Source organism: Paraburkholderia atlantica, from assembly GCF_000092885.1.
Classification (GTDB): domain Bacteria; phylum Pseudomonadota; class Gammaproteobacteria; order Burkholderiales; family Burkholderiaceae; genus Paraburkholderia; species Paraburkholderia atlantica.
Genome location: NC_014117.1, coordinates 116,209 through 142,934, shown reverse-complemented (window position 1 = coordinate 142,934; position 26,726 = coordinate 116,209). Strand labels below are relative to the sequence as shown.

General features: G+C 62.3%; 21 protein-coding genes and 1 tRNA gene. 7 read left to right on the top strand and 15 right to left on the bottom strand.

The features are described 5' to 3' along the window. Nucleotide 1: 1 nt before the first annotated feature. From BC1002_RS00630 to BC1002_RS00595, 8 genes are all read right to left on the bottom strand, one after another. Nucleotides 2–2,845: a DUF1156 domain-containing protein gene (locus tag BC1002_RS00630; RefSeq protein WP_013088135.1), complete on the bottom strand. Its 2,844-nt coding sequence runs from the start codon at nucleotides 2,843–2,845 to the stop codon at nucleotides 2–4. Continuing rightward, on the bottom strand, nucleotides 2,842–6,363 hold the full coding sequence (locus tag BC1002_RS00625) for a helicase-related protein (RefSeq protein WP_013088134.1): 3,522 nt from the start codon (nucleotides 6,361–6,363) through the stop codon (nucleotides 2,842–2,844). The genes BC1002_RS00630 and BC1002_RS00625 overlap by 4 nt, the downstream gene beginning before the upstream one ends. 476 nt (nucleotides 6,364–6,839) lie before the next feature. Continuing rightward, nucleotides 6,840–8,414, bottom strand: coding sequence for a site-specific integrase (locus BC1002_RS00620; RefSeq protein WP_013088133.1), 1,575 nt, complete (start codon nucleotides 8,412–8,414; stop codon nucleotides 6,840–6,842). Nucleotides 8,415–8,514: 100 nt separating this feature from the next. After that, nucleotides 8,515–8,590: transfer RNA gene (locus tag BC1002_RS00615), tRNA-Ala, on the bottom strand. 62 nt (nucleotides 8,591–8,652) lie between these two features. Beyond that, nucleotides 8,653–9,006, bottom strand: a complete 354-nt coding sequence (locus tag BC1002_RS00610) for a c-type cytochrome (RefSeq protein ID WP_013088132.1) — start codon at nucleotides 9,004–9,006, stop codon at nucleotides 8,653–8,655. Then, nucleotides 9,006–9,797 carry a BON domain-containing protein gene (locus BC1002_RS00605; protein WP_013088131.1) on the bottom strand — a complete coding sequence of 264 codons (792 nt, stop codon included), beginning with the start codon at nucleotides 9,795–9,797 and terminating at the stop codon, nucleotides 9,006–9,008. Before BC1002_RS00605 ends, BC1002_RS00610 begins: the two co-directional genes overlap by 1 nt. Before the next feature lie 26 nt (nucleotides 9,798–9,823). Continuing rightward, a complete protein-coding gene (locus BC1002_RS00600) occupies nucleotides 9,824–10,411 on the bottom strand; it encodes a phosphoheptose isomerase (RefSeq protein ID WP_013088130.1) in 588 nt (195 codons plus the stop codon). Between the two features lie 142 nt (nucleotides 10,412–10,553). Continuing rightward, nucleotides 10,554–11,066 (bottom strand): YraN family protein, encoded by a 513-nt coding sequence (locus tag BC1002_RS00595; RefSeq protein WP_049870185.1) that lies wholly within the window; start codon nucleotides 11,064–11,066, stop codon nucleotides 10,554–10,556. Here BC1002_RS00595 and rsmI point away from each other — a divergent pair. Further along, on the top strand, nucleotides 11,065–11,949 hold the full coding sequence (rsmI, locus tag BC1002_RS00590; RefSeq protein WP_013088128.1) for a 16S rRNA (cytidine(1402)-2'-O)-methyltransferase: 885 nt from the start codon (nucleotides 11,065–11,067) through the stop codon (nucleotides 11,947–11,949). The genes BC1002_RS00595 and rsmI overlap by 2 nt on opposite strands. Nucleotides 11,950–12,034: 85 nt before the next feature. Here rsmI and BC1002_RS37445 read toward each other — a convergent pair. Together BC1002_RS37445 and BC1002_RS00575 are read right to left on the bottom strand one after the other, a co-directional pair. Then, a protein-coding gene (locus BC1002_RS37445; protein ID WP_085954257.1) for an IS3 family transposase occupies nucleotides 12,035–13,398 on the bottom strand; the annotation gives its coding sequence in 2 pieces (ribosomal slippage) (nucleotides 12,035–12,898 and nucleotides 12,901–13,398; 1,362 coding nt in all). A gap of 124 nt (nucleotides 13,399–13,522) precedes the next feature. Next, on the bottom strand, nucleotides 13,523–14,128 hold the full coding sequence (locus BC1002_RS00575) for a septal ring lytic transglycosylase RlpA family protein (RefSeq protein ID WP_013088125.1): 606 nt from the start codon (nucleotides 14,126–14,128) through the stop codon (nucleotides 13,523–13,525). A gap of 648 nt (nucleotides 14,129–14,776) precedes the next feature. Here BC1002_RS00575 and BC1002_RS00570 point away from each other — a divergent pair. From BC1002_RS00570 to BC1002_RS00560, 3 genes are all read left to right on the top strand, one after another. Next, nucleotides 14,777–15,421, top strand: a complete 645-nt coding sequence (locus BC1002_RS00570; RefSeq protein ID WP_013088124.1) for an MBL fold metallo-hydrolase — start codon at nucleotides 14,777–14,779, stop codon at nucleotides 15,419–15,421. Beyond that, nucleotides 15,418–16,050: a 3'-5' exonuclease family protein gene (locus tag BC1002_RS00565; RefSeq protein ID WP_013088123.1), complete on the top strand. Its 633-nt coding sequence runs from the start codon at nucleotides 15,418–15,420 to the stop codon at nucleotides 16,048–16,050. The genes BC1002_RS00570 and BC1002_RS00565 overlap by 4 nt, the downstream gene beginning before the upstream one ends. Before the next feature lie 90 nt (nucleotides 16,051–16,140). Further along, nucleotides 16,141–16,599: an Lrp/AsnC family transcriptional regulator gene (locus tag BC1002_RS00560; RefSeq protein WP_012431468.1), complete on the top strand. Its 459-nt coding sequence runs from the start codon at nucleotides 16,141–16,143 to the stop codon at nucleotides 16,597–16,599. Nucleotides 16,600–16,659: 60 nt separating this feature from the next. On the opposite strand, the gene BC1002_RS00555 is transcribed toward BC1002_RS00560, so the two are convergent. The 3 genes from BC1002_RS00555 to BC1002_RS00545 all read right to left on the bottom strand — a co-directional run bounded on the left by BC1002_RS00555 (nucleotide 16,660) and on the right by BC1002_RS00545 (nucleotide 19,586). After that, complete coding sequence (locus BC1002_RS00555; protein ID WP_013088122.1) at nucleotides 16,660–17,943, bottom strand: cation diffusion facilitator family transporter; 1,284 nt, start codon at nucleotides 17,941–17,943, stop codon at nucleotides 16,660–16,662. Between the two features lie 283 nt (nucleotides 17,944–18,226). Beyond that, on the bottom strand, nucleotides 18,227–18,529 hold the full coding sequence (locus BC1002_RS00550; RefSeq protein WP_008921239.1) for an H-NS histone family protein: 303 nt from the start codon (nucleotides 18,527–18,529) through the stop codon (nucleotides 18,227–18,229). Between the two features lie 394 nt (nucleotides 18,530–18,923). Continuing rightward, entirely contained in the window at nucleotides 18,924–19,586 is a 663-nt protein-coding gene (locus tag BC1002_RS00545) for a HugZ family pyridoxamine 5'-phosphate oxidase (RefSeq protein ID WP_013088121.1), read from the bottom strand. Between the two features lie 251 nt (nucleotides 19,587–19,837). Here BC1002_RS00545 and BC1002_RS00540 point away from each other — a divergent pair, with 251 nt between their 5' ends. Continuing rightward, complete coding sequence (locus tag BC1002_RS00540; protein WP_013088120.1) at nucleotides 19,838–21,052, top strand: MFS transporter; 1,215 nt, start codon at nucleotides 19,838–19,840, stop codon at nucleotides 21,050–21,052. A gap of 104 nt (nucleotides 21,053–21,156) precedes the next feature. Here the strand turns inward: BC1002_RS00540 and BC1002_RS00535 are convergent, their stop codons facing one another. Both BC1002_RS00535 and BC1002_RS00530 read right to left on the bottom strand, forming a co-directional pair. Further along, entirely contained in the window at nucleotides 21,157–22,302 is a 1,146-nt protein-coding gene (locus BC1002_RS00535; RefSeq protein WP_013088119.1) for a branched-chain amino acid ABC transporter substrate-binding protein, read from the bottom strand. A 451-nt stretch (nucleotides 22,303–22,753) separates the two neighbouring features. Continuing rightward, complete coding sequence (locus BC1002_RS00530; protein ID WP_013088118.1) at nucleotides 22,754–23,857, bottom strand: NAD(P)H-dependent flavin oxidoreductase; 1,104 nt, start codon at nucleotides 23,855–23,857, stop codon at nucleotides 22,754–22,756. Between the two features lie 321 nt (nucleotides 23,858–24,178). Between BC1002_RS00530 and BC1002_RS00525 the strand changes: the two genes are divergently transcribed. Both BC1002_RS00525 and BC1002_RS00520 read left to right on the top strand, forming a co-directional pair. Continuing rightward, nucleotides 24,179–24,877, top strand: coding sequence for a dienelactone hydrolase family protein (locus tag BC1002_RS00525; protein ID WP_013088117.1), 699 nt, complete (start codon nucleotides 24,179–24,181; stop codon nucleotides 24,875–24,877). Between the two features lie 198 nt (nucleotides 24,878–25,075). Further along, nucleotides 25,076–26,632: an amidase gene (locus BC1002_RS00520; protein ID WP_013088116.1), complete on the top strand. Its 1,557-nt coding sequence runs from the start codon at nucleotides 25,076–25,078 to the stop codon at nucleotides 26,630–26,632. The last annotated feature ends 94 nt before the right edge of the window (nucleotides 26,633–26,726 follow it).

Sequence of the window (26,726 nt, the reverse complement as noted above, 5' to 3'; positions counted from 1 at the left end):
TTCAAATGTCCAATCTCGCCTGAGAACCAAAGTGGCCCTTCTCATGTGAGGCCGCTTCGATGCCGGTCCAGGATGAAATCAATTCGTTATAGGCTCGGGCGTCCTCAGCCCAACCCTTCCGTTCGCAAAGGGTATAGAGGCGGTAAGCCAAACTTCGAATTGGCTCTGCTCGCTGCGGCATGCCTGCGAGCAACGCACCTGCTGCGGTCTCACCTTGATCGCGGAGCGCCCGGATCATCTGATGCAGTGCTTCCCACACAGGCGTATTGTTGTCCCGTTCGGGCGACCAGTCGGCCGGATATTCGAGTGGCCTGAGGAGACGAACTCTTCCTGATCCAGAATCGACAACTCCTGCGTCCCTCACATGTTGCACACTTGTGCCTTTCGCTCGTGCCAGGACATCAGCTTTTCCGAACTCACCATTAGCCCATCCTTGCTCGTCAAACCATCCAAGGCAAAACTGTGTGTCGGCGTCAAATTCCCCATCACCTTCTGTCAACATTCGATTGATCAGAGTCAGCGCGGTGTGGACTGACATCGGCGAACCATCGGCTTCAAGAACCGACGCATACTTTGAGAAGATCGCCATTCCGGGCCCGATTACAGCTTGGGCAAGGTCAACTGGTGCGACCGGTGAAATGCCATCTGCGCCACCGATCATAACGTCAACAGCTTCCGCAAGTTCCTCTCTAAGCTCGCGAAGGAACTCGCGTCTGGATATGGATTGCGCGGCAAGATCTCGCTTTCGGCAGACAAGCACGATACTTGATGCGAGTGCATTCGTGCCAATCCCAACCATGCGGAACTCCTGTTCACTGCGCATCGGCCAGGTTCCAGTAATCGCAAATCCAGCGCTAATTACTGCCTCAAGAAATGTTTCCCATCCAGTATTCCCGGTTCCAATGTCTGTAGTTTCCGATTGTTTGAATGCGTAGTAGATGGTAGTCGGAAACGCTGGATGCGAATGTTCTGCCAGACGTTGCATCGCTTGCGTCATGCCTTCGAGGAAAAAACGTTCCGCCGCGTCCTTGCCACTGTGCCGATAGGGCGTGGCGACAAGCTCTTCAGCTTTAGGCACTGTTACTGTCTGAAACAATGAGGGGAATACCGACTTTAACGTTCGGCGAAGCCAGATATAGAAAAAATCGGACAGATCCGCGTAGCCAATATTGTCGTAGTAAGGCGGATCGGTAGAGACCACCTTACCCTCAGAAAGATTACTGTCGGAGGCGTTCGACTGTGACGCAAAACCCGCCGCAGGGCTGACCGGCAGTTTTTCCAGGCAATCAGCGATGTAGTTAAGCGCCGGTATGAAACCGCCGACCGTCTCAATCATCATATTTGCTTCGGGAAAGTCCCAGGTCATCCCCACGGCTTGCTTACCAAACAGGTTCATCACCTTTTGATTTCCAGGAACCCATCGAGTGCAAGTATTGGAAAAATCAGCGCATCGATCAATGGCGAAAGCAAGATAAACCGCAATAGCATCAGCATATGCCGTTGCGCCGCTACCGCCAGATTCAAGACGACGTCCGTCGTCGGCGACACCTGCAGCAATCGCGTCTGCCTTTACCTTCTCCCGGATGTTCTCGACGCAGTCAGAAAATGCAGTTAGAGCAACCAACTGTCTATCTGTAAAGATATCTGCGTAGTTCTTCAGTCCATACAGTGGCGGCGAGAACCATCTTGGGTTCTCCGGCATTGCGATTTCTGGCCGCCATTCAGACTTGACGGCCTGCGCGGCGTCTTCAGTCTCTTGGGTTGGTGGCAAATAGATGCGCCTGCGAGTTCCTTCCGCTACCACTGCCATTAACCTAACGCCTAGGCGTCCGGCGTTAGCCTCTGCATAAATGTATTTAGGCTCGATGGGCGTGTCTGAGACGAGGCAGCGAAAGTTCGCACCCTTTGAGAGTTTGGTTCCATTTTTTGCGGAAGCGGGCGGTTTTTCTGTCTTAACCTCAAATGAGTAACTATCCCCGTTGACTGACGGGCATACATACGCCTCCTTTCCTTCCTTGTTCGACAGGACAAAGCTGGAGGCCAGTGGAACATGGACATGGGAAAATGCGGGGTTGGGACTCCTGACTGTTCTGACCCAAATCCACGCGATGACATTGGCCTTTCCGCCCCCGTGCGAATCGGGCAAATTCACCTGCGGATATAGATGCCCTACCTTCCTAGAGACTTCAGCGTGCAGTAGCGCACCGTATCTGCGCACGTCTTCCGCAAGGCCGAGCGTCCCGCCGTAATTTTCGATATGACTCGCCGTGCTGAATCTCTGCAGTGGCCCGACAGGACTGCGGCCAGAGAATCGTGGTGGGATATCGACCATCGCTTTGTTGATGAGGACCGCGACAGGATTTAAATCGGAAGCGTGGCTTTCAATGCCCAAACGTTGCGCTTCAAGAGGCAAAGCGCCGCCCCCAGAGAACGGATCGTGAAACGCCGGAAGAACGTCCGGATCATAGCCCTCAGATCCCTTATTCAACTCGCACGTCTCACGCCAGCTCTTGCGGATTTCTTCGCGCGCCTCGCTAAGAAGTTGTTCGTTGTTTGTGTTCTCCCATCGAACAAGTTTGCGGATCATTTCAAACAAACGGTCGCGTTCCGCTTTCGCTCGTTCTTTATTTACCCCTCGACCGAGATTTCGCTCATAACCTGGATCGTTGACCATCTGAGCAAAAATGACGGCCCGTGCAGCAGCGAGAGGTCGTCTCGCCCACCAGAGGTGAATGCCGCGAGGGTGTGCACCGATTCCCGGCATCTTTTCATAGGCACAAGCTTCATTGATGTCGTCAAGGGGGAGAGCCACCTCGATTAGCTTCTTTGGACTTTTGATAATCATGATTTCTGCGCTCTCTCGAGCAAGGACGCGAGGTCCAAGTTAATACTGGTTACGGCCCAATCAGGCTCTTGCGTGAACGGATTACGGATGTAGTGCGGGCCTTCATGGGTGTCGCCATCGACGATCACGACGGCTAGGATGAATTTGTCGGCCTGGTTGAGCCCGTAGAGGATCTCGTTGCGGGTGACTGTGATGGTCGACTGGCCCTTGGCTCGTCCCTTGACTTCGATGTGGCGGGCTTGGGGTAGCTTTCCCTCGACCGCCGGCACCACCGCAGTCAAGTCCCAGCCGCACTTCTCGGCGGAGACGTCGATCACCCGGTGGCCCATGGCTTCCTCGGCCTTGCGCACCGCTTCCATCGCCACACGCTCCACCCGGGCTCGAGCATCGGCGTCGGCTGTCCAGGTTTGGCCTTGCGGCTCGCCATTGCGCTGAGCCAAGAGGCCCACGGGGATCACAAGAGCTCCGCCCACCACCACCGGCATCGCCGAGACGACGTGCCGCATGGCCTCAAGCTCCTTGCTGCGAGTCTCCAAGCGGACGGTCAACTCGTCGATCGTGCGACGGACGTTCTCCAAGGGAAGGCGGACATCCTTGCCGACCTGCAAGTCGGTCTTCAACTTCTCATGGCGATCCGACCAGTAGTCGATCTCCTTGACCAGCCGCTCGCGAATGGCTGCAAGGTTCTTGTCGACCTGCCGCTCGCGACGCGCGCGGATCTCCTCGAAGTGCTCGGGCACAAGCCGCTCCGAGGCGTGGGCCAGGGCGACTTGCTCCAAGTCCTTCTTAATCCAAGGGGCGTCGAGCTGGTCGGCGACCATCTTCGACTGGACGTCGTCGAGCGGCGTCAGGTCGAGGTGCGGGGCCCAGCCGGCGTTCTCAATGCGGCCGGACTTGTCGATCGTGACGAACTGGAGCCTGCGGGAGACCACGAGCCCAGACTCGCCGCCCTCCTTCACGGAGTGGTCGAGCATGAGCATCAGCTTGGGCTCGATGCCCTCGTCATTCGGATCGAGCAGGACGGCGCCCTGCTTCAACTTATTGCGGTGCTGCTCGATGGTGAGGTCCACCACCGCCTGCATCAGCGGGTGGGCCGGATGCAGAAGGCTCGCCGCGGCCTCGGTCGGTTTGTCCTCGACGCGGATCCGGCTCTTCTCGAAGCACACACGCTCGTATTTGGGCACCACCGGACTCATGTTCCGGCGGTCGCGCCCTTGGAGCTGACGGTCACGCTCCCGGATCAAGGCCGGGACGTGGGTAATCTCGAACCGCCCGGCGCCGCGCGGCTTCAAGTCGCCGCCGAGGCGGTCGAACGCCTGGGAGAAGAAGGCACGGATGAAGTAGGGCTGGAGCTTGCGGGCTTCGGCCTTCTCCATCTCCTCCTTCAAGGCGAAGAGCCTGCGTTCGTCCATGACCTCCTCGGCCAGGGCATTGCGGCTGATGATCTCGCGGAGCTTCTCGGTGTCGAGCGCGTCCTGGACGACCTCCTGCAGGTGCTTCTTGCGGGCGGGATCCTCTCCAAAGCGGATCGCCTCGATCAGCAGGTCGCGCAGGCTCACCCCGTCGAACACTTCGCCCAAGATGTCGAAGACTCGGCCGCCGAGTGCCTTACGTTCGACCTCGAGCTTCTCGAGGAGCTTTTGGAAGACGTCGCCCTCCCGGGTCTCGGCCGCCACCATGTTCCAAAGGTGGCAAACCTGGGTCTGGCCGATGCGGTGGATCCGGCCGAAGCGCTGCTCCAGGCGGTTGGGGTTCCACGGCAGGTCGTAGTTGACCATCAGGTTGGCGTTTTGCAGGTTCACGCCTTCGCCGGCCGCGTCGGTGGCCAGCAGCACCCGGGTGTCCTTGTCGTTGCGGAAGAGCTCCTGAACTTTGCGGCGATCATCGCGGTGCGTGCCACCGTGGATCATCGTCACCGCCTCGTGCTTGCCAAGCAGGCCGCGAATCCGGTCGGCGAGGTAGTTGAGGGTGTCGCGGTGCTCAGTGAAGATGATGAGCTTGCGCTGCAGGCCATCGGGCCCGCGCATCTCGGGCGTGTTTTGCAGGATCTCGCGCAGCTCTTCCCACTTGCGGTCTTGGCCGCCGTCGCGCAGAGCCTTGGCCTTCTTCTCCAAGTGCTCAAGCGTGACGACCTCAGCTTCGAGCTCGGCGATGGTCTGGGCGGCGGTCGCCTGGTCGACGACCTCTTCCTCGAAGTTCTCGTAGTCCTCCGGGGCCATGTCGTCCTCGGAGTCCCAGATGTTTTCCGGGGCCTGGTCGGCAAAGATTTCGGAGGCGGCGATCTTGCCGCCACGCTGCTTGATCTTCTCCTCTTCAATGCGGCGCTTGAGCTTGTCGCGACGCCGCTTCAAGGACTGGTAGATGGCCTCGGGGCTCGACGCCAAGCGCCGCTGCAAGGCAGTCAGTGCGAATCCCACCGTGCCCTTCCGCTTGCCGTCTAGGGCGTCAGCCCGATTCATCTCCTCCTTCACGTAGGCCGTCACGAGGTTGTAGAGCTCGGCCTCAGCATCGGAGAGCTTGTAGTTGGCGGTATAGGCCACGCGCTCAGGGAAGAGCCGCGTGCCGTCGAACTTCAAAAGGTCTTCCTTGACCATCCGGCGCATGAGGTCGGAGACGTCAACCTTGTGGGCGCCGTCACGGAACTTGCCGTAGAAGCGATCGGAGTCCAGCAGCGACAGGAATAGCTGGAAGTCCTCCTCCTTCCCGTTGTGCGGCGTGGCCGTCATCAGCAGGAAGTGGCGCGCTACCGAGCCCAGGAGCTGCCCGAGCTTGAAACGCTTCGTCTCGTTGATCTTGCTTCCGAACCAGGTGGCGGAAAGCTTGTGGGCCTCGTCCACCACAACCAGGTCGAAGCGGCTGAGCTTCAACTTCTCTTGCAGCTCCTCGCTGCGCGAGAGCTGGTCGAGCCGGGCGACGAGCAGGTCGTGGTCCTCGAACGGGTTGCCCGTGACGCTATGGTCGACGAGCTCGCGCGAGAAGAGCGTGAAGCGCAGGCCAAACTTCTCGAGCAACTCATCTTGCCATTGTTCGACGAGGCTGCCGGGGGCGACGATGAGGATACGGGCGGCGTCCGCGCGCATCAACAGTTCACGGATCAGGAGCCCGGCCATGATGGTCTTGCCGGCGCCGGGATCATCAGCTAGGACGAATCTCAGCGGCTGCTTGGGCAGCATCGACTCGTAGACCGCGGTGATCTGGTGCGGGAGCGGCTCGACGTTGGAGGTGTGCACCGCCATCATCGGGTCGAATAGATGGGCCAGGTTGATGCGGATCGCCTCGGCTGCGAGCTTGAAGCCTTCGCCGTCAGCGTCAAAGCTCCACGGACGGCCGGCAGTGGCGATCGCAATGCTGGCTTCATCCGCGCGGAAGAGCTGTCGTTCTCCCAGTCGCCCGTCGTCCGTTCGATAGACAATCGAGACCGAGTTCTCCCCAAGCGGATCCGCGCTGACGATCCGCACGACCTTTCCCGGTTCTATGCCGACAATCAGGGCGCCTTTGGTAACGGACTCAAGTTTCATTTGTTATCCCAAAAATAAGGGGCAGGCGTGGCCCGGAGATGCGATAGCGATGGCACTGCGATCCCACCCTGCAAACGACTACGCACTTATTCGGCGCATTACCCCGTTTGCAACGAATGCATCAGTGCCGGAAGCGGCATGGTAATCCCATTTCTCAGTCAAAACCCACGCACTTATCGCATAACGCGGCGGCGTATTTTGCCAGACGCCAGTGGGTTAAAAAAAGCCGTTTCAGTTCAGCCGGTTAGAGCGACGGAATCAGCGCGGGCAGCGCGACCGGTTTGGGAGATTGGAGGCATGAGAACAACTCGGGGCTGCAGGGAGAATCTTCACTCTCCTGGATCCACCGAGCTCAGGTGAAACCTCGAAGAACGCCAGCGCTGCCGCCAGACGCTCATCGCGACAGACCGGAGCCTAAAACCGGTTGGAGTCGCCGGGAGCGTCGTCGGGGAAAAGCGTCAGGCAACCATAACACCTCATGGCATGGCTTCAGCGTCAATCCTCGCCTGCCGCTGGGCGCCCTTGACTCGCTCCTGTCGATGGCGCGACGTGCCTGCGTAGGACGCATGCGTCAGGCCATAGTCCAGCTTCCTGATATCTTCCAGCAGAGTTGCCAGCGGGAACATCTGGTTGATGTCGGCCGGCCGGTAGTGCCGGTTATTGACATCGCGCGACGCATGACCGACCAGTCGTTCCCGCCGCTCCTGTGTCACGCCGGCATGCCGTAGCTTGCTGTTAGCGGTGTCACGCAGCGAATGAAACACCTTGGTGCCCCGGCCCATCCACCTGTTCTTGCCCGCGTCAAACGTCTCGGATATCGAGGTCACGCCCAGCCTGCGCCGGTAGCCGGTAAAGAACTCTGACGGGTCGGCGCCGAAGCTGTCTTTGGCCTTGTTCGTGCGCGTAAGGTCGGGAAACAGCCGGTCGTATCCCTCTGCCTTCACCTCCGCGTGGTAACGCAGCAGTCCGATTCCGATCAGCACCGGATGGATCGGCACCGTGCGTGTCGCGCTTTCGGACTTCAGATGCTTTTTCAGATCGTCATCGTTGATGTCAATCAGCCAGACGCCATCCTGCTCCCGGATGTCGCTCAGGTGCAGCTGCGCAATCTCTGTAATCCGGGCACCTGTGTAAAGGCCGATCAGCGGAATCCAGAACTGCGACGCCTTGGCGAACGTTCCATCCCGATAGTCATCGGATTCAAACAGGCGCCGGAGGTCATCTTCCGAGAACGGTTCATAGCCGCCCGTGGCCTTTTTCGCCGGCATCCTGAGAATACCCGCGAGATCATCCCGGACATATTGTTCGATGCGCGCCCACCGCAGGATCGCGCCGATATGCTCGAAATACTTCGTCTTCTTCGCCTGACTGAAATCGTCGCGCCCGATCACGGCCTGCTTGAACTGCCGGACTGCGGCGGCATCCAGCGATACGTTCGTGACGTCGCCTAAGCAGGCGATGAATTCCTTGACGATGGGACCGTAACGGTAGAGACGATCGGATTCGGGATCCCGCCACTCGCCCGAGCCTTCCTTGTAGCGGCAGAAGGCGTCGAACAGCTGCGAAAAGGGCACACCCGCGGTCTCTTGACTCACGCTGCGACCGGCAGCGGGCGCGGACGCGTCGTCCATCTTCACCATCTGGGCGACGACCGCAGCCTGGGCGGCCTCCACGGCCACCGCCGTGCGTTGATGCTCGGCCGACAGCCTGAACTGTTCGGATTTCATCGCTGAAATCTGCTGTTCCAGCTCCTCGCGCTTCTCCGTCTGGTGCGCCGTGATCTTTCTTTGATCAAGCAGCGCCCGCAGCGCCGTATATGCATGCCCGCTCATGGCGTGCCCACCGCCCCGTCTCAAGTCCTCAAACAGCCGCTGAAGCGTGATTCTCAGGCTCTGCGCCTGGTCGGCGGCCTGTCTCACGCTGGAACTCCCCAGACTGCGATAGATTTCAGCCTGTCCCACAATAGGGCGCAGGTCCGGCGGCACGGTCAGCCGGAAATACAGCATGCCGTAGCGGTTACGGTGCAGATAGGCAGGGAGTCGGAAGGACATGGGCCGGGGCTCGGTTGGGACACCTGTTCGGGACACCCAAGCCATGACCGGCGATATGCGGGCAGGTTTTCACTGCCCGATCAACGGGATAGGAATCTGTTGGTGGAGAGGAGGAGGATCGAACTCCCGACCTTCGCATTGCGAACGCGACGCTCTCCCAGCTGAGCTACCCCCCCAACGAAAATAATTCTAGCACAGCCATTTTCCCTTTTGCCAAGCCTCCAGCCTCGGAAAAACCTCATCTGGACGGCGCGCCCGCGAGCACCCAGTCGACCACCGTGCGGATATCTGCATCGCTCATCGATTGATGGGCCGGCATCGGAATCATGCCCCATACACCGGAGCCACCGTCCCTCACCTTGCGCGCGAGTTTGGCCGGCGCCTGCGCGTCGCCTTTGTACTTCGCGGCGATCTGCTGAAACGACGGACCGACCAGCTTGCGATCCACCGCGTGACACCCCATGCAGGCATTCACGGCGGCGACCTGCTGCCCGTGCAGCCCCCCGGCCGCACGAGCACCCGACGTCATCGTGCCCGCCAGCGCGCCGACCACCAATGCGAACACGACAACCCTAAACGTCATACCGCGCATCAGGGCACCGCCTTCGGATTGCCCGGCCGCACCGCCGTCGACGAATTAACCGGCGCAGGCGCCTGCTGATCGAGCGGCCGCGCGCTCACCCCCGAATCGGGAATCGCGCCGACGGTAGGCTCGCTAACCTCGGGCTGCGAGGCGGCCGCCGGCGCCGTCGACGTAGCGGCCGCAGCAGCCTCCGCTTCCTGCGGCTGGATGTACTGGAACACTTTGACGACCTGCACGACACCCGGCACGCGGCTCGTGACGTCGGCGCCGATTTTGCCTTCGTCCATCGTGACGAGGCCCATCAGGTAAACGTTGCCGCGCTCGGCCACGACCTTGAAGTTGTTCGCCGAAATGTTCTTCTCGGCAATCAGCGCGGTCTTCACGCGCGTTTCGAGGTAGGTGTCGTTGGTGCGCGACGAGAACGAGCTCGCCGGCATGATCGCCAGTTCATTGACGATCGTATTCACATTGCTCATGTTCCGCACGATGCTCTCGGCGCGCTGCTTCGACACCTCGCCCGCGACCTCGCCGGTCAGCAGCACGCGGCGGTTGAACACCGTGACGTTCACGTGCGCGGAGTCCGGCAGATTCTGGCTGATCTGCGACAGCGCCTTCACCTGAATCTCGCGATCCTCGGTCTGCGCGCCGAGCGTGCGGCGGTCGGTCGCCATCAGCGCGCCACCGCCCGCCGCGGCCCCGACGGCGAGAAAGCAGCCTTGCAGCGTGGCCGACAGCCCCGCTGCGAACCCGACCACAAGCACGGTTCTCACCAGTGTCTTCTTGATGCGGAATACGCTCATCAACTAGCTCTCCTTCGAAATCAGTCTCAGTCTTCGCCGAGCAACATGGCATCGATGCCGTCGCACAGGCAATGGATGGTCAGCAGGTGCACTTCCTGGATGCGCGCGGTGCGATCGGACGGCACGCATACGTGGATGTCGGTGTCGCTCAGCACTTCGTGCGCGCGTCCGCCGCCCTTGCCGGTCAGCGCAACGACGATCATTTCGCGCTCATGCGCGGCCTCGATCGCGGCGAGCACGTTTGCGGAGTTACCGGATGTGGAGATTGCGAGCAACACGTCGCCGGGCTGACCAAGCGCCCACACCTGTTTCGCGTAAATCTGTTCGAACGAATAGTCGTTAGCGATCGCGGTGAGCACGGAGGTATCGGTACTGAGCGCAATGGCCGGCAGGCCTGGCCGCTCGCGCTCGAAGCGACCGATCAGCTCGGCGGCGAAATGCTGCGCATCGGCGGCCGAACCACCGTTGCCGCACGCGAGGATGCGATTGCCATTGGCGAGCGCGGCGAACATCGTGTCGATCGCGGCGGCGATCGGCATCGACAGGGTTTCGAGGGCTTCGAGTTTGACTGCCGCGCTGTCGCGGAAGTGTTGTTGGATGCGTTCGACTGACATCGAGTCTCTATCTTCTACCGCGAATGGACCGCACTGTGCGGCCCTGTTGTGAAGTCATACTGCCAGGCTGTGGCCGCCGATGAGCTCGCGCGGCACGCGAGCGCAAGTTTATCGCACTCACGCGCGTTGTCCGCGCGGGCCGTCAGAGTTCGTCGGCGCGAAACGCATCGCGCAACCAGACGAGTCTGCCGCTCTCGAATGCGACGACGTCGAAACGGCACGCGGGTTCATCGCGCGGGGCGCGGTTCGTCGCGGCGCGAGTCGCGAGATAGTGCCGTGCTGCCCGCACGATGCGCTGCCGTTTCTGCCAACCGATGCTCGCGGCAGCACCGCCGTAATGCCGCTGCGCACGCGCGCGAACTTCGACGAACACCAGCGCGCCGTCGCGATCACTCATCACGAGATCGATCTCGCCGCCCCGGCACGTCACGTTGCTCGCGACGAAACGCAGACGCTGGCGCTGCAAAAATTCTCGTGCGCGTGCTTCGAAAGCGGCGCCGACGGATTTGGACTGGTGCGTGCAGGAAAAGTTGTGGACGGTTTTCGGACCGGTGTTGACGGGCGTCTCTTGCGCAGTCTTCGACGCGACCTGCTCGCGCAAGCCCACATGGCACAATGTCGGCCTCGTTCCGTCTGTTTGTGTCTTCCGTGTCATGACTCCTCTCTCCGAACTCGCGCAAGGGCAGCAGTACCCCGCCGCCGCGCTGTATGTGGTGGCCACGCCGATCGGCAACATCGCCGACATCACGCTGCGCGCGCTGCACGTGCTCGGACTCGCGGATCGCATCGCCGCCGAAGACACCCGCAACACCGGTCAGCTGCTCGCGCGCTACGGCATCTCGAAGCCGCTCGTCGCCGTGCATCAGCACAACGAGCGGGCAGCCGCGCAGCGCGTGATCGAATACCTGCAGGCCGGCGAGCGCGTGGCCTACGTGTCCGACGCGGGCACGCCGGGCATCTCGGACCCGGGCGCCAAGCTCGTCGATGCCGTGCGCGAGGCTGGCTTCCCGGTGGTCCCGCTGCCCGGCGCGAGTGCGCTCGCCACCGCGCTCAGCGCCACCGGCGACTGGGTCGCGACCTTCTCGTTCCTCGGCTTCCTGCCGCCGAAGCCGAAGGCGCGCGCCGCCGCCTTGCAGGCGCTCGCGCAACATCCTCACGCGATGGTGTTCTACGAAGCGCCGCACAGGATCGTCGAGACGGTGCAGGCACTCGCCGATGCGTTCGGCGGCACGCGCCGTCTGCTGATCGCGCGGGAACTGACGAAGTTACACGAAGCGTTGCACCAGGGCACCCTGGCCGAAGGGCCAGCATGGCTCGCCGCCGATGCGAACCGGCAGCGGGGCGAATTCGTGCTGGTGGTCGAGGGCGCGTCGCCCGAAGCGGCCGGCGAGCACGATCACGACGCGCTGCTCGGCATCCTGCTGGAAGAATTGACGGTGAGCAGCGCGGCGAAGGTCGCGGCGTCGCTCACGGGCGCATCGCGCAACGCGCTGTACACGCGCGCGCTCGCGCTGAAGGAAGACAAGCCCGACGTCTGAGAGCGAAGCCGGGCGAGTAAAAGGTGGAAGGAAAAAGAAAAGGGCCGCATGTTGAACTGACCCCGCAAAGTTGGACGGTTTTCGGCTAGGGCCGTGAGGGCTGGGTTCTGTACATCACAGGACTCAGCCCTTTTAGTTTCAGCTTGATGCGTTGGTGATTGTAGTAGTGAATGTAGTCTTTGATGCCGGCCTGAAGTGCTTCAATGCTCTCGAAGCGATTCAGGTGGAAGAACTCTGACTTCAGCGTGCCGAAGAAGCTCTCCATCGTGGCGTTATCGTGGCAGTTTCCCTTGCGCGACATGCTCTGTGTCAGGCCGCGCCGGGCGAGCAACGTCTGGTAAGCACTCATCTGATAGTGCCAGCCCTGATCGGAGTGGACCACGGGCCGATCGTCAGGCTTCAGCTTCCTCATGGCCTTCCTGATCATGCCTGCGACCATTGCAAACGCCGGACGTGTGGCCGTCTCGTAAGCCACAATCTCGCCGTTATACAGATCCAGAACGGGCGACAGATAGAGCTTGTGCTCGCCCACCCGGAACTCGGTGATATCGGTGACCCACTTCCGGTTTGGCGCATCGGCGTCAAACTCTCTTTGCAGCACGTTCGGCGCAATCCGTCCCACCGTCCCCCGGAAGGCGCGGTACTTCTTCGGACGCACCAGGCACTTCAGCTTCATGAGCTGCATCAGTCGCTGGACAGTCTTGTGATTGACAACGATACCCAGGCGCCGGATCGCGCTGGTGATGCGCCGATAGCCATACCGTCCCTTGTGCTGCTCGAATAACGAGCGGATACGCGCCTTGAGTTGCGCGTGTTTGTCCGCCACCAGCGATGCCTTGCACTGATAGTAGAAAGTGCTGCGCGCCAGGCCCGCCACCTTCAGCAGGCCGTCTACTGGAAACTGATGCCTTAACCCGGCCACTATTTGCGCTTTTTGCGCGGCGCTTTGGGGCTTTCCGAGCGGATCAAGGCATCGAGTTTTTTTAGGTACGCGTTCTCCATGCGCAGATAGTTCAGCTCTTCAAGGAGCTCTTCTTTCGTGCGGGACTCGTCGGACTTCGTTGAATCGGACGGCACAGATGACTTGGGTTGCTTCACGGGTCGTCCTCGGGGGCCAGGCTGCAGGGCCTGGATACCTCCCGAATCATACTGGCGTTTCCAGATGCCGATCGTAGTCGGATTGCGGATATCGAAAACTGCGGCCGTTTCCCGCAACGACAAGTCCTTCGTCTGCATGAATTGCAGCACCTTTAGCCGGAAGCGCGCATCGAAACGCCCGTACTTCTTCCTGAACGCCGCTTCGCCGTGTACCTGCCACGCGGCAGCCCATTTGCGTACCGTGCCATGGTCTATACCATGCCGATGCGCAACCTCCCGATTACTGCCACCTTTGCCTGACAGATAATCCCTGACAACAGAGCGCTTGAACCGCGCGGTATGCCTGCTCATAAAAAAACACCCCAAATCGTTGAACGGGTGTCCAACTTTTGGGGTGCAGTTCATGTCGCGGCCCTTCGCGTGTCTACAGACGGTTCGTTCAGTGGACGCGGCATCACCGCTGCGTCACGTCACATCACTTGTTCGAATCCGAGTTCGACGCGAGCGTCTCGTTCAGCTCGGCGCGCGCTTCCTGCTGCGTGAGCCCCTCGATCTTGACCCGCGCGGTGCCGCTGTGGCGCATGTCGAGCATGCCAGCGGCCGCCATCGACAGGTCGATCACGCGGCCACGCGCGTACGGACCGCGATCGTTGATCCGTACGATCACCGAGCGCGAATTGGCCGGATTGGTCACCCGCACGTACGAGCCAAGCGGCAGCGTACGATGCGCGGCCGTCATGGCGTGCATGTCGTAACGCTCGCCATTGGCCGTGCGGCGGCCGTGGAAGAAGCGTCCGTACCACGACGCGCGTCCGATCTGATGGAAGTCCGGAACGTCGACGCCGTCGTCGGTGAGCGGCTTCGCGTCAGCCAGCGACGGCGCAGGCGCGTTCGACGTGCTCGGGCTCGAGGCCGGCGCGCTACCGAACGATTGCGGTCCGAAAGAACTCAGGTGCATGTTCTTCGTACGTTGCGGCATGTCGTCCGCGGACGTGTCGCTCGCGCCCGGAGGCGTGGCGCAGCCGGCCAGTACAAAAAAGGCAAAAAGAGTCCCTAGACCACGGGATAGCCGAGTTTTCATAAGACGTGCAAACACATTGTCGAGCCGCGTCACCCGCGAAACTGCTGGGCATGTTGCTTGCGGCTCCGGCGGTAGGGACGACAACGCGCCGCGCGAAAAAGCGCAGTACGTCAAAGCCCGGATACGGCTCACTGAGCCGCTACCGCACGGTTAATTTTCACGTCTGGCGCAACCTGTCCCCGGCAGCCTGACCAGACCCCACATGCCGCCAATCGAACGTGGCAAAGACACGTTCTTGCGCGCGCAACTCAGCGCGCAGGAACGGCGGCGTAGGCCCCACCCAGCGTCACGGAGGTTAATTCCGTAGCAGGCGCGCGGCGCCTGGCTGGGCAAGACGTGTGCATCGAACGCATCGATACTTGATGGCCGTCGGCATTCCGACAGCCCTTACTTGAATAGCGAGCGGCATCCCCGTTTTGTGGGGAAGCATCGCCTTGTGGCAGCACAACACCTGTGCATGGAGTCCATTATACCCAAAAAAAAATTTTGGGATGGCGAGCGCCCCGAATCCTTGATCAATCTTCACATTTATCGCAAAAATGGGCATGCGAAAGGCGCGACAAGGCCATGCGGAAGCCCCGTCGCGTCGGCGGCGGAGACTGTCGCGAGGCCGGTACAATCAACGTTTTTCCAGCGCGTCGTCCAGCCATGAAAGTCACCCTGATCCCCGTCACGCCGTTCCAGCAGAACTGCTCGCTGCTCGTTTGCGAGACCACCGGGCGCGCGGCCGTCGTCGATCCGGGCGGCGACCTCGACCTGATCCAACGTGAGATCGCGCGGCAGAACGTGGCCGTCGAGAAGGTCTTGCTGACCCATGGCCACATTGATCACTGCGCCGGCGCGAAGACACTCGCTACCCACTACGGCGTGCCGATCGAAGGTCCACATCCCGACGAACGCTTCTGGCTCGACAAGCTGCCGGATCAAAGCACCCGCTTCGGCTTCCCGGCCGCCGACTCCTTCGAGCCGGACCGCTGGCTACAAGACGGCGACACCGTGCAATTCGGCGGCGAAAACTTCGAGGTCTACCACTGCCCCGGGCACACGCCGGGCCACGTCGTCTTCTTCAGCCGCGCGCATCGGCTTGCGCTGGTCGGCGACGTGCTGTTCGCCGGCTCGATCGGCCGCACGGATTTCCCGCGCGGCAACCACGCGGACCTGATCCGTTCGATCCGCGACAAACTCTGGCCGCTCGGCGACGACGTCACATTCGTGCCGGGGCACGGCCCGACCTCGACGTTCGGCGCCGAGCGCCGCACCAATCCCTACGTCGCAGACGGAGTGGGCGCATGAGCAGCGAAATCTATGTCAGTACCGACGTCGAAGCGGATGGTCCGATCCCCGGTCCGCACTCGATGCTGAGCTTTGCATCCGCCGCGTACACCGAGGACAAGCAGCTGATCGCGACGTTCTCGGCGAATCTCGAACTACTCGAAGGCGCGGCGCCGCATCCGGTGCAGGAAGCGTGGTGGAAGACCCAGCCGGAAGCATGGGCGGCCTGCCGCCAGGACTTGCAGAAGCCCGAGGCCGCCCTGAGCGCCTATGTCGATTGGGTCGAGGCGCTGCCGGGCAAGCCGGTGTTCGTCGCCATGCCGGCTGGCTTCGACTTCACCTATATGTTCTGGTACATGATGCGCTTCGTCGGCCGCTGCCCGTTCTCGTGGTCGGCGCTCGACATCAAGACGCTCGCGTTCGCGATGACCGGCCTGCCGTACCGCAAGAACATCAAGCCGCGCTTTCCGAAGCACTGGTTCGACGAGCACCCGCACACGCACGTCGCGCTCGACGACGCAATCGAGCAGGGTGCCCTCTTTTGCAACATGCTGAAGGACTTGCGCGCGCGTCAGCCCGAGCTGCCGGGAGACGGCAAGGATGATGGGGACGGCTCAGGGCAAAACGCCGCTCCGGACCCGGTAAATTAGGCAATCTCGCTCGCGAGAGCCGTTTTACATTGCGTTTCGTTTTCGCGCCCTCTACCATTCGTTGATACGGCGACGCTAACGGAGGCGCAGTTGACACTCGATACGTTCTCACAGAAGATCCTGCGCCTGCTGCAGCTCGACGCACGCCGTTCCGTGCAGGAAATCTCCGACCAGGTCGGGTTGTCGAGCACGCCGTGCTGGCGGCGCATCAAGGATATGGAACAGTCGGGCGTGATCCAGCGTTACACGGCGCTGCTCGATCGCGAAAAGCTCGGCCTACACGTATGCGCGCTCGCGCATATCCATCTGACGCGTCACACCGAAGGCGGCGTCGAGCAGTTCGAACGGGAAATCGCTACCTGCCCCGAAGTGACCGAGTGTTACAGCACGACCGGTGAATCCGATTACATCCTGAAGATCGTCGCGCCGGACATCAAGGCGTACGACAGCTTCCTGCACGAACGCATTTTCAAGATTCCGGCCGTCGCGCAGGTGCGCACGAGCGTGGTGCTGCGCGAAATCAAGTTCGATACGCAGTTGCCGTTGTAACGGATGCCGCCGCCGGCGAGATGGGAGTTCGCGGTTTCGAGCGTCCGAAACTCACCAAACTCAGGCGGCGTTGTGAGGCTCCGTGGCGCTTGACCGACCGGCGGGAGCGACGCCGGCCTTGAGATCGGCCGCCGAACCGCCGTGCGCGGCCGAGATATCCCGTTGCAGCAGCACGTCGAGCTTGCGCGCACCGAGGCGACGCTTGAGCGCCGCCAGATCGACGCGGCCGAGCGACTGCGCCTCGCTTTCAAGCAGACGAGCGGCCTCGGCGCTCTCTGCGGCACGCCCTTCACCGGACAGCGCCGCAGGCAACACCACCTCCACGTCGAGCCCGGTGCTCAGGTAGTGCAGATTCACCGCAGCGGCCCGCAAGCCACCGGCAGCCAGCGCCGCGTCGACTTCGGCGGTCACGCGCTCGCGCGGAGGCAGATCGACCGGTGGATGCGCGAGCGCATCGTTTTCCGGGTCAACGTGGATCAGCGCGTCGAGCACGCGCTTGTCGGTCAGCACACGCAGACGCGCCGACTCCGCGATGTAATGGCCTTCCGACACCGAAATCATCGGATCGACGAGGATGTGCGCGTCGACGAGCGCGAAATCGCCCATCTTGCGCGTGCGCATTTCGTGCACGTCACGCACACCCGGGGTGGACATCAGCAACGCGCGCATGTCGGCGGTGGCAGTTTCGTCGAGCGCACGGTCCGACAAATCCTGCAGCGCGTCCCAACCGAAGGTCCACCCCATGCGCGCGACCATGAAGCCGACGATGGCCGCCGCAATCGGGTCGAGCAACCGCAAGCCAACGAGACTGCCGATCACGCCTATCCCCACCACCAGCGACGACGCCGCGTCCGAGCGCGCGTGCCATGCGTTCGCGATCAGCATCGCGGAACGCACGCGCTTCGCCTCGCGCAGCATGTAGCGAAATAGCGCTTCCTTGCAGACAAGTACGAGCACCGCGACTGCGAGCGCGCTCATATGCACGGCGGGGATATTTTGTAGATCGGCGAGCCGCGTCCCGGCGCGCCACAACATGCCGACACCGACCGAGATCAGCAGTGCGCCGAGAAATAACGACGCCACAGTCTCATAACGGCTATGTCCGTAATTGTGATCCGCGTCGGGTTTTGCCCCGCTATGCCGATTGGCAATCAGCACGACAAAATCGGAAATGAGATCGGCGAGCGAATGGACACCGTCGGCAACTAGCGCCTGCGAGTGCGCGATCGTGCCGATGATGATTTGCAGCGTCATCAACACGGTATTGACCGCAATACTCGCAAAGGTACTTTTGCGCGCAACGCGTTGTTTCTCGGCGGTTTGGGGGATCGCGGCGGACGGCATGCTGAAAAGGCGGAAGGTCAATTGTTGTTATTGTACCCGCCTCGAATCGCTCGCGCAGGGGAGCCGCGGAAAAACCTTTTTAAAATCAGTCGCTTATCTAAACGAAAAGCATTCGCGTTCCAGTTACCTGAAGCACATGCGACAACAATCGGGCGCCCCAAACGACAAAACCGCGCCCTGAACGGTGCGCGGCTTTTTGAGATTCTGCAGCAGGCTATAAACGCGATGGATTGCCGGTATTCGCATTACGTGCAGGCAACCTTCACCGCCCGCCGGATCGCGATTACTTCTGGATCAGAAACTTCTCGCGATCAAGACCCGCGATCCAGCGCGGCGGCTTGCCGCGACCGGACCACGTGCTGCCGCTTTCGGGATCGCGATATTTAGGCGCGACGCCTGCGCGCGGCCGGCTCGCTTTAGCGCCCTTCGGTGCGCGGCCGCCGCCGAGTTCGCTCAGCGAAATGCCGTAGTCCGCCATTTTCTGCTTGATTTCATTCAAGACTTCCGCGTATTCGCGCGACTTCGCTTCTTCAATCTGCTTTTCGAGCTTCTCGCGCTGCGCGAGTAGTTCCTTGTAGGAAGACATAGGTTCCCTTGTGGTATGGATAAATGACGCCGGTCTTTCGCCGACTCGCCTTTGAAGGTTTCATGCCTCGGAATTTGATGGCGAGATTAACACAAAATAGAAAGACTGGATAAGCGCCCGGAAAAAATTAATTTAAATTCGTTTCAAAAAGTTTCCTGCGCTGCTTCTCGGTCGGACTAGGCCTTTCAAATAGCTGATTTCGCACCCCGCTGAAAAAATCCCGCCGATCTGCATATTGATCCGATTTATCTATCAGAAAATGAGACTTGAGGCGTCTATTGCACATCAAACATTTCACCGCATGAAAGCTTTGGCTCGGATAAGCGCGCTATTTATACGGGTGCCCCTTCGCCGAGACTGCTGCACCCTAAGTTTCCCGATAAACGATAAATGCTTAATCCGCATGCCGCTCGATGCAGACTTCGAGCGCCGCGTGCAATGTCCCGGAATCGGACCGCGCGTCATCGAATGCGAAACGACGGCGCACGCCGTTGCGTTTCAGATCGGCGCCATAACGATCGATGCCCAGCAATTCGACGTCGCCCGCGCCACTCAGCCGGCGACCGAATTCCGTGATCAGCGCGTCCTCCTCGCCGGCGGCGAGCGGCGGCAGCGGATCGAGTTCGGCGCCGTCTAGCCAGCCCATCGCGCCGAAGCCGCCGATGTAGCGCAGCCGCTCGATCTCCATGATCCAGAACGTGAAATCGCCCAACGCCAGATAGCGCTCCGCGTCCGGCTGATAGCGCAGGTAGCGCCGCACCAGTTCCGGGCTGGAGTCGACCGGCTCGAAGCGGCCGAGCAGGGTGACGCGCTGGCCGCTCAGCACGTCGCCGTCGGCTGCGTCGATGGCCAGAAAACCCGCGCGCGGATCGGCGTGCAAATTGTGCGTGTGCTCCGCGAGCCGGCTCACGAGGATCGTCGGACGATGCCGCGCGTCCGGCGCGAACGGCAGCACCGACGGATACGGAAAGCCCTCGGGCTGACGAGCGTGCGTGGCGAGCGTGCCGACCGAGGCCGTGTGCAGCAGATGCAGCGGGGCGTGAGCGGGAATATTCAACTGAGCGTTCCTCGGGTGAATTTGGAATGAACGAAGAGCGGTGAGCGGCACAAAAGCCGCCGGGCGTGGCGATGCAACAGCCAACTGCGGCGCGGCAAAGCATGACATCCGGCAATCCCGCTTCGTTGCATCCCCAGCCTATCAATCGTATGCGCCCGATCCCACGGCTCCAAGCGTTAGCCACCACGCTTCGATAAAATCGGAGATCCGCTTTTAATGCGCTTTCTCGCGCCCTCCGCCTCGAGACCTCCGTGCCCGATCACCACGCCTCCGAATTCGCCGTCCTGCCGGCCGCCCATCGCAACCTGTCCGTCACCGCACGGCAACGCGCACGCATCGCCACGATGGCGCTGTTTTTCATCGCCGGCATGATGTACGCGTCGTGGGGCGTGCACGTGCCGACGGTGCGCGACCGCTTCCATCTGAATCCGGCGATGCTGTCGTTCGCCTTGTTCGCGGTGGCGGGCGGATCGATCGGCGCAATGGTGACCAATGCGTCGTGGATCGCGCGGGTCGGCACGCGCCGCGCCTGCCTGGCCGGCGGCCTCGCGATGGCCGCCTGCGCGGCGCTGGTTCTGGTCGTGCCGGCGTACTGGATTCTGCTGGTCGTGCTGGCCGTCTTCGGCGCCGGCATGGCCACGCTCGACGTCGCGATGAACGCCGAAGCGAGCGCTGTCGAAAAAGCGCTCGGCAAGCCGATCATGTCGTCGCTGCACGGCATGTTCAGCCTTGGCGGGATGTTCGGCGCGGCGGTCGGCGGTGCGCTGCTGTCGCGCGGCATGGCGCCGGCCCTGCATCTCGCGCTCGCGGCGACGGTCAGCGCGCTCGTGCTGGTGCTGGCGTGCCCGTCGGTGCTGCCGCACGTGCCGCACGCCGAGCATCCCGATGCCGCTGCGCCGCGCGCAAGCCGCTGGCGCTCGCCGGCGCTGTGGGCGCTCGGCACGATGGCGCTGGTCGCGCTGATCGCCGAAGGCGCGATGTACGACTGGGCCACAGTCTATATGCGCGATGTCGTGCTCTCGACGCCCGCGCTCGCGAGCGCCGCCTACGCGGCGTTTTCCGGCGGGATGGCGGCCGCGCGTTTTGCCGGCGACGCGGTGCGCGCCCGCTTCGGCGCACCGCAACTCGTGATGATCAGCGCGACTCTCGCCTGCGCCGGAATGGTCGACGCGCTGCTGCTGCCGAATCCGGTCGCCGCGCTCGCCGGCTTTGCGCTGATCGGCCTGGGCCTCGCGAACATGATGCCGGTGCTGTTCGCGGCGGCGGCGAGCGTGAAGGGCATCCACGCGGCCGAGGGGCTCGCGCACGTCGCGGGGCTGGCTTATTTCGGCTTGCTGCTCGGACCGGTGATTATCGGCGCGGTCGCGCAGGTGACCAATCTGACGATCGGACTGTCGGTCGTCGCCGTTTGCGCCGCAATGATCGCCTTCGCCGGGCCGAAGGTGCTGCGGCGTCTGAAGATCTGACGGGAGCGGTGAACAAAAGAAAAGGCACGCAAGCCTCACGGCTCACGTGCCTCTGAAGCAGCGAATCGAATGGCGGCGCGACGCCGCCTTCGATCACACCGAATTTACATCTTCACGACGTCGAGCAGCGTCTTCTTGCCTTGCTTGTAGTTGTACAGCGAGATCACGCCGTGCTGCAGGTCGCCCTTCGAGTCGAATGTCGTTTCGCCGATCACGCCCTTGTAGTCGGTCGCCGGCATCGCTGCCAGGATCTTCGCCGGTTCGGTCGAGTTAGCGCGCTTCATCGCGTCGACGATGATGTACACCGCGTCATACGTGAACGGCGCGTAAATCTGGATCGGCTGGCCGAAGCGCTTCTCGTACTTCGTTTCGAACGCCTTGCCGCCCGCCATCTTTTCGAGCGCCATGCCGGCTTCCGAGCAGACGATGTTGTCGGTTGCGTCGCCGGCCAGGTCCGACAGCTTGTCGGTACACACGCCGTCACCTGCCAGCACCTTCGCGCGCAGGCCCAGCTGCTTCGCCTGCTTGGCGAACGGGCCGCCGGTTGCGTCCATGCCGCCGTACATGATCGCGTCGGGATTTTCACCCTTGATCTTCGTCAAAATCGCGCGGAAATCGACGGCCTTGTCGTTCGTCGCGTCGTGCGACACCACGTTCAAACCGAGCGCCTTCGCCGTCTTCTCGAACTCGTTCGCGAGACCCTGGCCGTAAGCAGTCGAGTCGTCGACGATCGCGACGCTCTTCACCTTCATGCCCTTCGCCGCGTAGTTCGCGAGTGCCGGGCCTTGCTGAGCGTCGGTCGCGACGACGCGGTAGGTCGTCTTGAAGCCTTGCTGCGTGTAGGCCGGGTTGGTCGCCGACGGCGAGATCTGCACGATGCCCGCATCGCTATAGATCTTCGATGCCGGGATCGAGGTGCCCGAATTCAGGTGGCCGACCACGGCGACGACCTTGTCGTCGACGAGCTTCTGCGCAACCTGCGTAGCCGTGCGGGGGTCGGCCGCGTCGTCCTGTGCGTCCAGTTGCAGCGTGACCTTCTGGCCGCCGATCGTCAGACCCTTCGCGTTGATTTCCTCGACGGCGAGACGCGCGCCGTTTTCGTTGTCCTTACCCAGGTGAGCGATACCGCCAGTCAACGGCGCAACGTGACCGATCTTGACGACCGTGTCGGCCGCGGCCGATGTTGCCAACGTCGCGAACAGCAGAGCGGCAGCGCTGATCGGCAACAGCTTTTGAATTTTGATGCTCATGTAAGTCTCCAGTTTCGGTCAAAACAACGTAATCGCCCTGTGCCCCGCTTCCCCTACACGTGTCGCTCAGTCCCGTGGACGACCACGCCGGTTGCATCGTTCATGCACTTGGCCAGTACGTTTACCGGACTGTTTGTGGCAGTTGGCAAACCGTACTTGCGCGCAAGTGTAGGCCAACAAATTAATTTGGGGGAATTTTTTGAGAAAGTGGGAACAACACTAATAGCGCAGTTCCTACTCGAGCCGCTCGCGGCTTGGGTGAGCGAGCCGCAAAGCCCCATCCCATGCGGGTTTCCGATAATTGGGAAGTTTCTCCGCGGGCGTGGATTTAGCGTTTTTCCGGCTTCCGTCACATAAGATTCGAAGGTTTTTTCAACTCAAAAATGTGGCGTGCCGCACAGGAATGTGACTGCGGTAAAAAACTTAAATCAGCCTTAAATCGACCACGCAATCAACGCATGAACTCGGCGTTTCGCACGGAGGTCGCCCGCCATTCCTGCTCGAGCTGCGCCATCGGTTCGGCCGCGCCGATTCCTTCGGCGCGCGTGCGCCCGAGCGGCGCACCCTGCCCCGCCCACAACGACAGATAGTCGCCGTTCTGCGCACGCGCCGCGTTTTGCCGCAACTCCTGCGTCAACGCGTTTTGCACCGGATACGGCGCAATGCTTTGCGCCGATTCGCGCAAACGTTGCATCAACGGATTGCGGATGCCGCGCGCATGACGGCCCGTGATCGCGCGCGTCACCGTGGTCGACGTATCGGACACACCGCGCACGCGGGTTTTCCATACCTCGGGGATCGCGCTCTCGCGCGTGGTCAGGAAAGCGGTGCCCATCACCGCGGCTTGGGCGCCGAGCGCGAGTGCCGCGACGATGCCGCGACCGTCCATGATGCCGCCGGCCGCCAGCACCGGCAGCCCGGTCGCGTCGATCAGTTGCGGCACGAGCGCTATCGTGCCGACCAGCGCATCTTCGAATGCGCCGATGAACGTGCCGCGATGCGCGCCCGCCTCCGCGCCTTGCGCGGCGACCGCATCGGCGCCCGCATCGCGCCACGCGATGCCCTCGGCAACATGCGTCGCAGTCCCAACTACATAACTGCCGCTCGCGTGCAAACGCTCAACGTCGGCCGCCGGGAGCAGTCCGAACGTAAAGCCGGCGACCGGCACTCGCAATTCGATCAGCGCCTCCAGTTGCGCGCGAAAGTCCGGCGCATAGCGTGCGAGCGGTTGGCCCGGCGGCAAACCGAGCTCGGCGCGCAACGGATCGATCGCGTCGAGCGCGCGGCGCACGGTCGCTTCATCGGGTGAGGCGGGATCGAGCACGAACAAATTCACGCCGAACGGGCGATCGGTCAGCGCGCGAATCGCCGCGACTTCGCTCGCGATCTTCTCGGGTGCGAGCGCCGCGCCCGCGAGAAAACCAAGTCCGCCGGCATTCGATACCGCCGCGACGAGCGCCGGCGTCGTCGCGCCGCCGGCCATCGGCGCCTGCACGACAGGTACTCGCATCCGGAAACGCTCGGCAAACGGCGTCACAAAACCGCCTTCATTCATGGTCGCTTCTTTTCCGACGCAAAGCCGTCGATGTGCTGATCGATGCGCTCGCCAACCTGTCGCGAGATGCGCTGACACGCGCGAGTCATTACGCGTTGACTGTACCCACACGCGCCATCGCGGAGAAATGAATTATCGAGATCGTTTCAATCGCCTTACGAGAATCGAAGCGCGCCGCATCGGCCGCGAGGCCCCGTCCCGCCTCGCTGCAAGCCGGTTCTTTTGATGGCAAACTAACCGCCCGTTGCAGGGCCGCGTGGCCTTGAGCGTTTCGTACACACCGACCTCGCGCGGCGTTCGCGCGAGTCAATGGAGAACAGCATGAGCACGACTTCCCGATGGATTGACATCCCGGCCGGCAACGACACTTTCGGCGGCTACCTCGCGCTGCCGAAGGGCGGCAAGGGCCCGGCGGTCATCATCATCCAGGAAATCTTCGGCGTGAACAGCCATATCCGTTCGGTCGCCGATCAGTACGCGCAAGACGGCTATGTCGCGCTCGCCCCGGACGTGTTCTGGCGCGTGCAGCCGCGCGTCGAGTTGACGTATGAGGGCAAGGATCGGGAAAAGGGCATCGAGCTGATGCAGAAGACCAAGGTCGACGACGCGGTCGCCGACATCGGCGCCGCCGCAGCTGCCTTGCGCGCGCTGCCGGAAGTGACCGGCAAGGTCGCGGCGATCGGCTACTGCTTCGGCGGCCGTCTCGCCTACCTGGCCGCGGCGGCCGGTTCGGTCGACGCCGCCGTCGCCTACTACGGCGGCGGCATCCACAACCATCTCGACAAGGCCGCGAACGTCAAGGTGCCGATGCAGTTCCACTACGGCGAGCTCGACGCGCATATTTTGCCGTCGGACATCGGCCAGATTCAGGAGCGCTTCGCGGGTCGCGCCGACGTGCAATTCAACATCTACCCGAACGCGGATCACGGCTTCAACTGCTCGGATCGTGCGTCGTACAACCAGCACGCGTCGGCATTAGCGCATGGCCGCACGCTGACGTTCCTCGGCGAGCGGATGTAATTCGCGGAGCTCACGCATTTGAAGTGAGCATTCGAATTCACATCAGTCACGTCGGCGCTCAACTCAGGTACTCTGTGCAAGACGGCGTGTCGGCCGACACGCCGTCTTTTCACATGCGCGACGCCCGAGCGGAGCAACGCGAAATCGAGCGAAACGACGCTGTCGCGCTTGCATGGCCGGCCGCGAATTCGACGCAGCATGCCAACCGACCGCGAGGGCTCAACCGACGTGCTATCAGACTATCTCGCTCATGACGCCATCGGCCTCGCCGAACTCGTGCGCACGCGCCAGGTTAGCGCGCGCGAACTGATCGACGTCGCGATTTCGCGCACCGAGGCCGTCAATCCCGCGATCAACGCGGTCGTTCTGAAAGACTACGATGCGGCCCGCCAGCGTGCGTCGCGCGACGACGCGAATCGCGCGAATAGCGTCGAAGGCGTGAACGGAATCGACGACTCGACCGCCCACGCCGCGCTCGCCGGCGTGCCGTTCCTGATCAAGGATCTCGGCGCGCCCGTGGCGGGACTGCGCATGGCCATGGGCAGCCGCCACTACCGCCACTTCATTCCGACGCAGGACGCGCCGGTCGTCGCGCTCGCGAAAGCGGCGGGTCTGAATATCTTCGCGAAGACCAGCACCTCCGAGCTCGGCCAGATGCCTTATACGGAGCCCGAACTATTTGGCGCGTGCCGCAATCCGTGGAACCTCGATCACACGCCGGGCGGTTCGAGCGGCGGCGCGGCGGCGGCGGTCGCCGCCGGCGTCGTGCCGCTCGCGCATGCGTCGGACGGCGGCGGCTCGATCCGGATTCCGGCGTCATGCTGCGGACTGTTCGGCCTGAAACCGTCGCGCGGTCGCGTGCCGCGCGCGGCGCAGGTCAGTGCCGGCGAACTCGGCATCGATCACGCCGTCTCGCGCAGCGTGCGCGACAGCGCATTGCTGCTCGACCTGCTGGCGGGCAACGCCGAGCGGCCGGCCGGCGCGCCCGGCACCTTTCTCGGCGCGACGCGCGAGCCATGCAAGCCGCTGACGATCGCCTACGTGACCGAACCGATGCTCGCACCGTCGTTATCGGCCGATGCCCGCGCCGCGCTCGACGACGCCGCGCAACTCGCGAGCTCACTCGGCCATCGTCTGGAGCCGGTGTCGCTCGGCGTCGATTTCGCGGCGGTCCGTCATGCGTTCCTGACGCTGTGGTCGGTGACCGCCGAAGACCTCGTGCTGAACGCGGAGCGCATCACCGGCCACAAGCCAACGCGCGGCGAGTTCGAAATTTCGACGTGGGCGATGGCGCATGTCGGCCGCAAGATCGGCGAGCAGGGCTTGCCGGCCGCGCTCGACGAACAGCGCCGCATCACCGCGCGCCTGACCGATCTGCTGAACCGCTACGACGTGCTGCTATGCGCGACGCTCGCGTCCGCGCCGATCAAGATCGGCGAGATGCGGCCGAGCTCCGTCGAGCGTATGCAGATGCGCGCGGTCACCACGATGCCGCTGGAACGATTGATGAAGAAACTGCTGTTCGAAGCGTCGAACAAGGCATTCGCGTGGGCCGGCTGCACCGAACTGTTCAACCTGAGCGGACAGCCGGCGATGTCGGTGCCCTTGTACTGGAACGCGCGCGGGCTGCCGATCGGCGTGCAGTTCGCCGCGCGTGTCGGCGGTGAGGCGACGCTGTTCAGACTCGCCGCGCAACTCGAGGCGGCGCGGCCGTGGTTCGACAGGCGCCCGCCATTGATGAAAGCGCGGCGCTGAAAAAATCCAGCGACGGGTTCAATGAAGCTTTGAAAATGCCGCCCGGCTTGTGCGCTGCACAGCTTGCGCCGCAGTCGGCGCAAAACCCACGATG